Annotated in this window: 11 protein-coding genes; all 11 read right to left on the bottom strand. The window is 61.1% G+C overall.

Annotated elements, in window-relative coordinates:
- Positions 1 to 96: 96 nt before the first annotated feature.
- The 11 genes from KGA97_RS05810 to KGA97_RS05760 all read right to left on the bottom strand — a co-directional run bounded on the left by KGA97_RS05810 (position 97) and on the right by KGA97_RS05760 (position 11,471).
- Complete coding sequence (locus KGA97_RS05810; RefSeq protein WP_223480365.1) at positions 97 to 2,217, bottom strand: TonB-dependent receptor; 2,121 nt, start codon at positions 2,215 to 2,217, stop codon at positions 97 to 99.
- 148 nt (positions 2,218 to 2,365) lie between these two features.
- Positions 2,366 to 3,745, bottom strand: a complete 1,380-nt coding sequence (locus tag KGA97_RS05805) for a PepSY-associated TM helix domain-containing protein (RefSeq protein ID WP_223480364.1) — start codon at positions 3,743 to 3,745, stop codon at positions 2,366 to 2,368.
- A 129-nt stretch (positions 3,746 to 3,874) separates the two neighbouring features.
- The gene (locus tag KGA97_RS05800; protein WP_008038705.1) at positions 3,875 to 5,992 is read right to left on the bottom strand and encodes a TonB-dependent copper receptor; all 2,118 of its coding nucleotides are present in this window, start codon (positions 5,990 to 5,992) and stop codon (positions 3,875 to 3,877) included.
- A gap of 168 nt (positions 5,993 to 6,160) precedes the next feature.
- The gene (locus tag KGA97_RS05795) at positions 6,161 to 6,610 is read right to left on the bottom strand and encodes a DUF2946 domain-containing protein (RefSeq protein WP_223480363.1); all 450 of its coding nucleotides are present in this window, start codon (positions 6,608 to 6,610) and stop codon (positions 6,161 to 6,163) included.
- Between the two features lie 21 nt (positions 6,611 to 6,631).
- Positions 6,632 to 7,111, bottom strand: a complete 480-nt coding sequence (locus tag KGA97_RS05790) for a copper chaperone PCu(A)C (protein WP_223435109.1) — start codon at positions 7,109 to 7,111, stop codon at positions 6,632 to 6,634.
- Between the two features lie 48 nt (positions 7,112 to 7,159).
- Positions 7,160 to 7,558, bottom strand: coding sequence for a DUF2946 domain-containing protein (locus KGA97_RS05785; RefSeq protein WP_192226963.1), 399 nt, complete (start codon positions 7,556 to 7,558; stop codon positions 7,160 to 7,162).
- A gap of 98 nt (positions 7,559 to 7,656) precedes the next feature.
- Positions 7,657 to 7,947, bottom strand: a complete 291-nt coding sequence (locus KGA97_RS05780) for an addiction module antidote protein (RefSeq protein ID WP_008038711.1) — start codon at positions 7,945 to 7,947, stop codon at positions 7,657 to 7,659.
- Positions 7,948 to 7,950: 3 nt separating this feature from the next.
- Positions 7,951 to 8,253: a type II toxin-antitoxin system RelE/ParE family toxin gene (locus KGA97_RS05775; protein WP_008038712.1), complete on the bottom strand. Its 303-nt coding sequence runs from the start codon at positions 8,251 to 8,253 to the stop codon at positions 7,951 to 7,953.
- A gap of 191 nt (positions 8,254 to 8,444) precedes the next feature.
- The gene (locus KGA97_RS05770; RefSeq protein WP_223480362.1) at positions 8,445 to 9,173 is read right to left on the bottom strand and encodes a cobalt-precorrin-6A reductase; all 729 of its coding nucleotides are present in this window, start codon (positions 9,171 to 9,173) and stop codon (positions 8,445 to 8,447) included.
- Positions 9,170 to 10,267 (bottom strand): cobalt-precorrin-5B (C(1))-methyltransferase, encoded by a 1,098-nt coding sequence (locus tag KGA97_RS05765; RefSeq protein ID WP_008038714.1) that lies wholly within the window; start codon positions 10,265 to 10,267, stop codon positions 9,170 to 9,172. The genes KGA97_RS05770 and KGA97_RS05765 overlap by 4 nt, the downstream gene beginning before the upstream one ends.
- On the bottom strand, positions 10,260 to 11,471 hold the full coding sequence (locus tag KGA97_RS05760; RefSeq protein WP_008038715.1) for a bifunctional cobalt-precorrin-7 (C(5))-methyltransferase/cobalt-precorrin-6B (C(15))-methyltransferase: 1,212 nt from the start codon (positions 11,469 to 11,471) through the stop codon (positions 10,260 to 10,262). The genes KGA97_RS05765 and KGA97_RS05760 overlap by 8 nt, the downstream gene beginning before the upstream one ends.
- Positions 11,472 to 11,476: the final 5 nt, after the last annotated feature.

Here is an 11,476-nt window from a genome sequence, read left to right as displayed (position 1 = left end):
GCAAGCCTCGCTCCTACAGGATTCGCGTCGATCACAAAATTTTTGTTCGACACATAAACTGTAGGAGCGAGACTTGCCCGCGAAGGGGTCCTTGAGTCAAAAGGTGTAATCAGCTGTGACAAAGAACGAACGCGGCTCCCCCAGGATCCACTGCTGCCCCTCATTGTATTGGCTTTGCGCATACTGGCGGTCAAACAGATTGTTCACCTGCAACCCCAGCGTCGTATTGCGCAGCGCTTTCCATGACAACGTGGCATCGACGACGGTGTAGCTCGGCAGCTCGTTCTGGTTGGCCATGTCGGCATAACGCGCGTCAACGTAACGCACGCCAGTCCCGGCCTTCAGGTCTTCGCTGAGTGCTTTGCTCAGCCACAGATTCGCCGTGCGACGAGGCACGTCCACCGGGCGATTACCGTTGCGCGACACTGGCACGCCACTGACCACTTCTTCGAAATCGTCGTACTTCGCTTTGACGATGGCCGCGTTGGCCTGCAGTTGCCAGGCGTGTGGCAGTTGCAGATCGAGGCTGGCTTCCAGGCCATTGGACGATTGTTGGCCGACCTGTTGTTTGAGCGTCGGGTTGCCCGGATCGTCGGTCAGCAGTTTCTTTTTGACGATGCGATAAGCCGCCAGCGTCCACTCGCCGCGTTGATCCCAGAACATCTGCTTCACGCCGATCTCGGTCTGTTTCGCCGTGGCCAAGTCATATTGCTGCTGGCTCGGGCTCAGGGAAATCAGGCCGCCGACACCGTCGGTGCTGGTGGCGTACTGACCGTAGAACGAAGTGTCCGGGGTCACGGCGAACACCAGCCCGGCCTTCCAGTTGTTGCCGGTCAGGGTCTTGTCGCTCTGGCTGCCATCGACCAGGTTGTCGCGATCGACGTGCACGTAGTCGCGACGCACACCGGTCACCAGCGACCAGCGCTCGCTCAACTGCGTGCGGTTTTCGGCAAAGGCCGACATCTGTTTGGTGGTGCTCTGGAACTGGTCGCGATACGGATTGGCACTTTCAAAACGGCCACGTTGTGGATGATACAAATCGATCGGCTGGCCATCGGGCAACACGTCATTGAACGGCGAGTTGCTGTCGAGCTGGAAGCGGATGCGGTTGTAATCGACACCGGTCACAGTCTGGCTGTCGAGGCCGAACAGTGAGTGCTTGAAGGTGAAGGTCTGACGGTCGCCGACCTGTTCCTGCCGGTGCCCGATGCCGAAATAGCCGCTGCGGCTAAGCTGCTGTGCGTTGCGGTCGAAGTTATAGTTTTCGGCGTTCTGCCAGCGGCGCTGGGCCTTGAGGTAATACAGCTCGTTGCTTGAACTGACGTTATCGGAAATTTGCCAGTCGCTGGTCAGGCGCGTCCATTGATCGTTGTAGTGCTGCTTGTCGTTGCTGACGTTGTAGTTCTTGTCGCGCAAACCTTCGTGGAATCGGCCGTTGATCAATGGCGTGCCGAAGTAGTTCATCGGGTTCTGGTCGCCGTAGTCGTGGGCGAGGGTAAATGCCAGATCGTCCGTGGCCTGCCAGCGCAGGGCCGCGCTGACGAAGTCGCTGGAGGAATCGCCGCGATCGACCCAACCGTTGCTGCGCAGGCGATTGAGGTTCAAGCGATAACTCAGGGTTTCGCTCAGCGAGCCGCCGCTGTCGAACGCTTGTTGCTGACTGTCGTAAGAGCCGTAACCGAGACGCACGTGGTTTTCGATCTCGCCTTCGAAGGGCTTTTTCGGGATCACATTGACCACCGCACCCGTCGCGCCTTCGCCGTACAACACCGAAGCCGGGCCGCGCAGCACATCGACGCGCTCCACCGACCAGGTGTCGACCGGGAAGGTCACGGTGCCCATGCCGGTGTACATCCGGTTACCGTCATACAACTGCATCACCGAGTTCTGCCCGGTAAAGCCTCGTGCAGACAACGAGGTCCCGCCGTCGCCCGGCGTGCCGGTACGGCTGATCCCGGTGCTGCGCGAGGCTGCGTCCTGCACGCTGCGGTCACCGCGCGCGCGGATCTGTTCGCCAGTCAGGCTTTCCACACTGGCGGGTGTTTCCAGTGCCGTGAGGTTCAGGCGCGAACCGGCGGTGGTCGGCGTGTCGAGGTTGACGGTTTCGTCGTCAACGGCCGGTGCGGTGATGGTGCCGGCGGGCAGCGTCAACGATTGCGCGTGGGCGTTGTTGTTCAGGGCGAGCAGGCAAAGGCCGGACAAGAGGTACTTGTTCATCGGGTGGGTGACACTTCTTCCAAAAGAAAACCCGCAGCAATGGCTGCGGGTTGGGCGGTGCATTTGCGTTATACAGTAACACTAAAAATGACCGTGCGATAAGCGCCCGAAGTCTACAGATCCCTCTAATACGCGCATCTCGGCTGTTTCATGATGAAGATGAGGCTGATTCAGTTTGTCGGGTGAATCGCGACAACAGCACTCGATCCAGCAACCAGACCACCACCAGCGAAACGCCCACCAACGGAAACGCCACTGCCAGCACCAGCATGATCGCTACCCCTGTTTTCCATTTCGGCAGGTCGTGGCGCAGCGGTGGAACACCGAACTTGCCTTGTGGCCGACGCTTCCACCAGATCACCACGCCGCTGACGGCACTGAGCAGAATCATCAGGCAGATCAGCAGCACGATGATCTGGTTGAGCACACCGAACATCTTGCCTTCGTGCAACATCACGCCGGTTTCCGTGGCGCGAGCCACGGGGCCGTAATGTTCCCAGCGCACGTCGGCGAGGACGTTGCCGGTGTACTGATCGATGTGCAGGGTTGCGTCGTTGCGCGGGTCATCGGCGAATACGGCGATGGTGAATACGCCGGTGGCCGTGGTCGGGAAAGTAATGCTGTAACCCGGCTCGACCTTGCGTTGCACGGCGATGTTCTGCACGTCTTGCAGGCTGATGGTCGGGGCGGCGGGGCCGGGTTGCGCACTGTCGTGGGCCATGTGTTCGGCGTGGTCGCCGGACATCGGCATCGGCGTGTTTTCCATCGCCCATGGCACGGTCTGGCGCGTGGCGGTGTTGAGGCTGCGGGCCTCGACGTCGGACTTGGGCATGTCATTCCACATGGCATCCGGGAACACGTTCCAGACCCCGGCGTATTGCTTGCCCCAGAACCCGGTCCAGGTCATGCCGCTGAGCAGCATCACCAGCAGAAACGCGGCACCCCAGAACCCGGTGACGGCATGCAGGTCGCGCCAAAGCACGCGACCGCGACTGCTCAGGCGCGGCCATAAAATGCCGGCCGCCTGACCTCGTGGCCACCACAGGAAGACCCCGGAAACCACCAGCACGATGCCCCAGCCAGCGGCCAGTTCGATCAGCCGGTCACCGACCGTGCCGATCATCAACTCGCCATGAATCGCTCGCGCTATCGCTTGCAGATTCTTCTTGGCGTCTTGCTCGCCGAGGATGTCGCCGTGGTACGGGTCGACGAAAACGTTCAGCTCATTGCCGCCATTGAGTACGACAAATTGCGCGCTGCGTTCGGCGTTGACCGGTGGCAGGTATTGCTTGATCGTCGCTTGTGGATACGCGTCTTTCACCCGCTTGAGCAAGTCGTCGGCCGGGACGCTGTGATGGCCGGCCGGGACGTTCATCAGGCTGTCGTACATCAACGAGTCGAGTTGCGGCTTGAACAGGTAAATGACACCGGTCAGGGCCAGCATCACCATGAATGGCGCGACGAACAGACCGGCATAGAAATGCCAGCGCCAGGCCAGGTTATAGAAATTCGGTTTGGGCTGTTTCATCGGTTGTGCTCCGCTTGGCTTGGTACTTTTGTTGTTGTCTGGTGACTGCTGTGCAGTCATTCGCGGGCGAGCCTCGCTCCTACTTGGACGGTGATAAACCTGTAGGAGCGAGGCTTGCCCGCGAAGCTTTTAGAAGCTCATATCCACCTTGGTCCAGAGCGTTCGCCCCGGTTCTTTAATGGCCTGCGGGTCATTGGCCGGGTAGCCAAAACCGGCGTTGCCGGCCAGGTTCAAATGCTCGGCGTAGGCCTTGCCGAACAGGTTGTCGACGCCGCTGCTGACCTTCCAGTTCTTGTTGATCCGATAGGCGCCATTGAGCGAGAACACGCCGAACCCGGAGGACTTGTCGAAGTCCTTGCCGACCACGTTGCCCTTGTTCTGATCAATGCGGTTTTGCGCCGCGACCACTCGCCACAAGGCGCCGGCGCTCCAGTTGTCTTCGCTGTAGGTCAGGCCGAATCGCGCGTCCAGCGGCGGCATTTGCGGCAATGCCTTGCCGTCGCTGCTGTTCTTGCCCCAGGCGTAGGCCAGGGTTGCGTCGGCCTTCCAGTTCGACGTCAGCCTGTAGGCTGCCCCGAGTTCACCGCCCATGATCCGCGCGTCGATGTTCTCGGCTTGCGAGGTCGTGCCCATCATTCCCGTCTTGTAATTGAACAGGATGTAATCGCGTACCTGTCCGACGTAACCCGAGGCCCAGGCTTCGAGGTCTTCGGTCTTGTATTGCAGGCCGAAGTCGAGCTGGGTGGTTTTTTCGGGCTTGATCGAGTCGAAGGCGTTTACCGAGCCGGCAGGTCCCGAGTTGGGCGAAAACAGCTCCCAGTAATCCGGGAAACGCTGGGTGTGACCGAGGCCTGCGTACAGCGTGGTCGGGCTGTCTGCCAGATCATGCTCGTAACGGACGAAGCCGCTTGGCAGGGTATCGGCGCGGGTGTCGTCGGCGGTCGGGTTGGCGCGGGTCATCATCCCCGAGCCAGTGGTCTGCCGAAAATCCTTGGCCGAAGCACGGTCCAGTCGCGCGCCGGTAATCAGTCGATCACGGTCGGCGGCGTACCAGGTCAGTTCGCCGAACACGCCGTAGTTATGGAAATCGGCGTCCTTGTTGCGCGGCAGATCCTTGTAGGTGTCGATGCCCATGGCGGCGCGCTTGCGGTGTTCGCTGGTCTGCGCGTCGATACCGCTGATCAATTGCACATCGGCCCAGCGCCACGTGGCTTTGATCCGTGCGCCGAGGGTTCGGCGATCGACACTGGAAGCCATCGGGCCGGCCATCATCCCGGTGCCGGACGGCGTGCGCAGGGTGTAGTTGTCCATCACGTGGTCGGCGTAGTTGTAGTAGATCTGTGCTTCGACCTTGTCGAGCACGTCGCCGATATTGGACTTCTCGAAACGCAGTCCGAGGCTTTCGCGCTTGAACTGCGCGCCGTCCATGCCGCGTCCGGCGTAGCGGGCTTCGCCATCGCCCTTGCCGGCGGTCAGCTCCAGCAGGGTGTCGGCGTCCGGGGTCCAGCCGAGTGCCACGTCGCCATTCCACTTGTCGTAACGCGAGGCCACGGTGTCGTTGTTGCCGTCCCGATAGTCGTCGGAATGCGCGGTGTTGCCGATCACTCGCACGTAACCCAATGACCCGCCGGCAGCGGCGTCCACTACTTTGTCGAAACGGCCGTTGGAGCCGGCCAATATGCTGGCATTCACTCGGGTGCCGAGTTCGCCAAAGCTTTCCGGGTCACGGTCGAACAAGATGGTGCCGGCGGATGCGCCCGGCCCCCAAAGCACCGTTTGCGGGCCTTTGATGACGGTGAGTTTGTCGTAGGTTTCCGGTGAGATGTAGGAGGTCGGTGCGTCCATCCGGCCGGGGCAGGCGCCGAGCATCTGGCCGCCGTTGGTGAGGATGTTCAGGCGCGAGCCGAACATACCGCGCAGCACCGGGTCACCGTTGGTGCCGCCATTGCGCACCAGGGCGAAGCCGGGGATGGTCTTCAAGTAGTCACCACCGTCGCTGGCCGGTACCGGTTGGCGTGGGTCTTTGGGGTTGGTGACGATGGTCAGCGGTGAACTCGGTGCGATGGCGGTGATCACCGTCGGGCTCAGTTCTTCACTGTGGCCGGCATGATCATCGGCCAGCACCATCGGTGTCAGCAGTACGCCGCAAAGAACGGCGGTGGCGTGCCTGAAACGAACGCGCGTTTCGTTCAGGGCAAAAGAAGCTTGGGCGGCGCTCAAGCGTGTGTCAGCAGAAAACCTGGACATGACAATTTCCATCGAACAGTCGTAAACGACACGGCCGGCAGCCTGCGCAATGCCTGTGGGGGCGGGCGTGCTCGCGATGTGGGTGGGTCAGCCCCACCGCTTTCGCGAGCAAGCCCGCTCCCACAGGTTGCTTTGCTGTCTTCTAACCGTGTGAGATTGGGGAGATGTTTACGTGACGATGGGTGGTGCGCGGGTGCGGGCGCCGGGGAAGAAGGTTTGCCGGGCGTGGCCCAGGCGGGTGGCGGGTGTACTGAAGGTACTGGTTTTTGGGGCGTCGAATGCAACGAAAGACTGGCCACCCGTCAGCGCCGGGCAGTTGAACAGCAGGCTGCAATAGCCGCACTTTTCCCAGATCGCATGATGGGAGGTTTTGGGTGGACAGTGCTCGGCGGCGGGTGTCGCGCGGTGCTCGCCGTGCGCCATCGCTGACATGTCCATGCTCATGTCCATCGACATGTTCATGGACATCGAAGAGGCGCGCTGATCCATCGGCATCGACTGAGAAATCAGCGGGCCGATGAAGATCATCAACATGGCGAACAGGCTGATCCAGCTGCCGCGTGTCAGGCTCAATGGCTGACGACGGGGCGCGGATGGCCTGGCGCTAAGCGGGCGCATGGGCGTATTCAGCTCTGGCAGTTACGGATTGTGTGCGTGCACTTGCACGCCGCCCGGTGCGGTTTTCTGCACCGAGACTTCGACCGTCACATCACCGGACTTTTCGAAATGCATCGTCAGCGGGAACCGCTTGCCGTCGCTCAGCAGGCTGCGGTCTTTCAGGTCCAGTAGCATCACGTGGTACGCCATCGGTGCAAACGTGACGTCGCCGCCAGCCGGGATTTCGACGGCCGGCACCTGCTGCATTTTCATCAGATCGTTCTGCATCACGTGCTCGTGCAACTGGGCGATGCCCGCAATCGGCGAGTCGACGCTGAGCAGTTTGTCGGCGGTTTTGCCGGGGTTTTGAATCACGAAGTAAGCCGCAACGGTCGGCGCGTTCGGTGGCAATTCCTGTGACCACGGATGAGCGATTTGCAGTTCGCCAGCCTTGTATTCATGGGCATTGGCAAAGCAGGCAGGCAGCAGCAATGCAGCCAGAACGATGAGTTTGTTCAACATGGCAGTTCTCCAGAACGATTCAAAACGCAGGTCAATTGCGAGAAGGAATCACACCAGAGGGGATGCGCGGGGGTTGAGATTCGGCCATTGCTGGCGCGGAGTAGGGGTGTCGAGTGCGGTGGCGGGCAGGCTTCGATGGGACTCGAAACGCGCGAAATACAACTGCGGCACATGCCCAGGCAACGCCACCAATGGCGCAGAACCGGAACAGCACCAGCAATGCTGCATGTTGGAATGAATGTCGTTCTGCGGAGCTTTCTGATCAAGCGTCCCCAGAGAAATCGCCACCATCTTCGTGCCGGTGGACGAGCAGAAACTGCCCCATAACACCTGTTCGGCCGGCGATTTCGCCGTCTGCGCCATCGCTCCGGTCATCGGCATGGCGAGCATGTTGAACAGCACTGCGAAGCAGGCTATCCAGGCAATTGCGAGCCGTTGTCGGGACATGGGACAGATCCGGTTGGGTGGGAGATCAGGCGCGGCTATTTAGCCTGATCAGTGCCGATAAGTAAAAACGCGGCCTGCGGTTTGGTGTCGCAGCGCAATCAGATCGCAGAGGCATGCAGGCGCAGGCCCAAGGCTTTCATAACCTTCATGATAGTCGCGAATTCCGGATTGCCAGTGCCGCTCAATGCTTTGTACAAGCTTTCACGACCCAAACCTGCATCACGCGCAACCTGTGTCATGCCCTGTGCTCTGGCTATGTCGTTGAGTGCCGCGCGTATCAGAACGCCGTCGCCAGCATCTTCTTCAAAGCATGCATCCAGATAAGCCGCCATTTCTTCCGGCGACTTGAGGAATTCTGCGGCATCGAAACGAGTGAATTGTTCGGTCATGATTTACTCCTCATTACCGATGTTTTGCGCCATTTGGATAGCACGTTTGATATCTCGTTTTTGAGTCGACTTGTCGCCCCCCACCAAAAGCAAATAAACCACTTCGCCTCGGCGAGTGAAGTACATCCTGTAGCCGGGGCCGTGATGAACACGCATTTCATAGACAGATTCGCCTACAGGTTCGCAATCGCCAAAATTTCCATGTTCGGCAGCTCGGAGTCTGGCGATGATCCGAACCTTTCCAATGGTGTCTTTCAGTGAGTAGAGCCAATCTGCAAATGCTCTGGATTGTTCGAAGTCGATCATGGCTGATCGTATTCCTTGGGATACACATTGGCAAGCAACGCTTTCCTCTACTTGTGGTTGGTCGTTCCCCAAGAATCGAGTCGTTGTGCTTGATAGGATTTAAGGAATGCGAATATAGGATTGGGGCTATAGGAGGTACAGTCGGCTCTTTCCTAGAGTGTTGCGGGCAAAATGACAAGGCTATGCAGGTGTTAGGAAAGGTCCGACACAGATAAGGCACTTAGCAGTTCACCCACACTCCCAAACTCCCGCTCCACCCCCGGCAACACCGGCCGCTTCAACACCAGCACCGGCACTCCACGCTCCCGCGCCACTTCGAGTTTCGGCTCGGTGGCGGTGCTGCCGCTGTTTTTGCTGATCAGCACATCGATCTGCCGGCGCTCGAACAACTCACGTTCATCCTCAATCGGAAACGGCCCGCGTGCGCCGATCACTTCGCAGCGCTCGTTGCCCGGATAAACGTCCAGGGCGCGCAACGTCCAGAATTGCTGCGCAGGGATTTCATGCAGGTGTTGCAAGGGTTCGCGGCCGAGGGTGAACAGTGGTCGGCGGAACGGTTTGAGTGCTTCGATCAGCTCGGCCCAGTCACTGACTTCGCGCCAGTCATCCCCGGCTTGTGGTTGCCAGGCCGGGCGGCGCAGTGCCCAGCAGGGAACGCCGGACATCCGCGCAGCGGTCGCGGCGTTCTGGCTGATTTGCGCAGCGTAGGGATGAGTCGCGTCCAGCAGCAGATCGATCCCTTCGTCGCGGATGAACTGCGCCAGGCCGTCCGCGCCGCCATAACCGCCAACGCGAACCCGACAGGCCAGATCGGTCGGCACACGACCGACGCCGGCCAGGCTGTAGATGTGTTCCGGCCCCAACGTGCGGGCGATGGCCAGCGCTTCCGTCACACCGCCGAGCAGCAATAGGCGTTTCATTGAAAAGCTCCTGCGTGGCCGACAATCCCGCCTTGTCGATCGATGGCAAACACTTCGACCTGAACCTGCGCCGGCACCACACTGCGGGCAAAATCCAGTGCGTGCCGGCATACCGCGTCGCCGAGTGCGATGCCGGCGGCGCTGGCCATGGCCAAGGCCTGTTGACTGGTGTTGGCTTCACGTATTGCCTGCTGCAGCGCTTCGTCCGCGCCGACCGCCGCAGCCCATTCGGCCAGTTGCGGCAGGTCGATGCTCGAATGCCGACTGTGCAGATCCATGTGCCCGGCCGCCAGTTTGCTGATCTTGCCGAAACCACCACAAATGCTGAGTTTGGCCACCGGCACTTTGCGCAGGTGTTTGAGCACCGCACCGACGAAGTCGCCCATTTCGATCAGGGCGATTTCCGGCAGGTCGTAGACTCGGCGCATGGTGTCTTCGCTGGCGTTGCCAGTGCATGCTGCGATGTGCAGGTAACCGTTGGTTTTCGCCACGTCGATGCCCTGATGGATCGAGGCAATGTATGCCGCACAGGAAAACGGCCGGACGATGCCGCTGGTGCCGAGAATCGACAGACCACCGAGAATGCCCAGCCGAGGGTTCATGGTTTTCAACGCCAGCGCCTCGCCGCCTTCGACGTTTACCGTGACTTCGAAACCGCCGTGGTAATCGAGCTCTTGCGCGAGTGAGGTCAAATGATCGCTGATCATCTTGCGCGGCACTGGGTTGATCGCCGGCTCGCCGACGCCCAGCACCAGGCCCGGCCGGGTGACGGTGCCGACACCACGACCGGCACAGAAACGAATGCCCGGTTCTGCGCTCAGGCGCACTCGGGAATAGAGCAGCGCGCCGTGGGTCACGTCCGGATCGTCACCGGCATCCTTGATCGTTCCAGCTTCGGCGCCGTCATCCAGCAACCGGCAGAATTCCAGGCGCATCTGCACGCGCTTGCCTTTGGGCAGGACGATGTCCACGGCGTCTGCACTCGTTCCGCCGAGCAGCAATCGAGCGGCCGCCAGGCTGGTGGCGGTGGCGCAGCTGCCGGTGGTCAGGCCGCTACGCAGCGGTGCGGGTTGTTCGGCGGTTTCGTCACGCATCGAAAGGTTTGACCACGTCGAGCAAAGTAATCGGCAAGGCCTGGCGCCAAGTATCGAAGTCGCCCAGCGGTTGCGCCTGGGCGATATGGATACGCGTCAGCTCGCCGCCATGTTGCTCGCGCCAGGCCATCAGGGTCATTTCACTTTGTAGCGTGACCGCGTTGGCGATCAGTCGGCCACCGGGTTTGAGCCCCGCCCAGCAAGTGTCCAGCACGCCTTCGCGGGTGACGCCGCCACCGATGAAGATCGCGTCCGGGCGTTCCAGACCTGTGAGGGCTTGCGGCGCACTGCCGCGAACCAATTGCAGGCCGGGCACGCCGAGCGCGTCGCGGTTGTGCTCGATCAACAGTTGCCGGCCCTCATCGGCCTCGATCGCCAGCGCCCGGCAACCCGGATGGGCGCGCATCCACTCGATGCCGATCGAGCCGCTGCCGGCGCCGACGTCCCACAACAGTTCACCGGGAACCGGGGCCAAGCGCGCGAGGGTGATTGCACGCACATCGCGCTTGGTCAGTTGACCGTCGTGCCTGAACGCCGAATCCGGCAGGCCGGCCAGTCGCGAAAGGCGCGGCGTGTCGGGGTCGGCGATGCACTCGATGGCGATCAGGTTGAGGTCGGCGATTGCCGGGTCGGCCCAGTCGTTGGCGACACCGTCGATGCGTCGCTCGGCCTCGCCACCCAAATGTTCCAGCACGCTCAGGCGGCTTGGCCCGAAACCACGTTCGCGCAACAACGCCGCTATTGCGGCGGGGCTTTGCCCATCGTTGCTGAGTACCAGCAAGCGAACACCGCTGAACAACTGCGCGTTTAGCGCCGCGACCGGGCGAGCGACCACCGATAGCGTGACCACATCCTGCAACGGCCAGCCCATTCGCGCGGCCGCCAGAGAGCAGGAAGAGGGCGCCGGCAGGATCAGCATTTCCGCGCTGGGCAATTGCCGGGCGAGGCTGGCGCCGACACCGAAGAACATCGGATCGCCGCTGGCCAGCACGCACACCGGCTCACCCCGCAAGGCCAGCAACGCATCGAGGGAGAACGGCGTCGGCCAGAGTTTGCGTTCGCCACGGATGCAGGGCGGCAGCAGGTCCAGTTGCCGCTGACTGCCGAAGATCTTCGAGGCAGCCAGCAACGCATGCCGGGCATTCCTGCCCAAACCCTTGAAGCCGTCTTCACCAATGCCTGTCACGGTCAGCCAGCGTGCCATGTGTG

Source organism: Pseudomonas sp. BF-B-15 (genome assembly GCF_019946675.1).
GTDB classification, from domain to species: domain Bacteria; phylum Pseudomonadota; class Gammaproteobacteria; order Pseudomonadales; family Pseudomonadaceae; genus Aquipseudomonas; species Aquipseudomonas migulae.
This window is presented reverse-complemented; position numbering and strand designations above follow the sequence as displayed.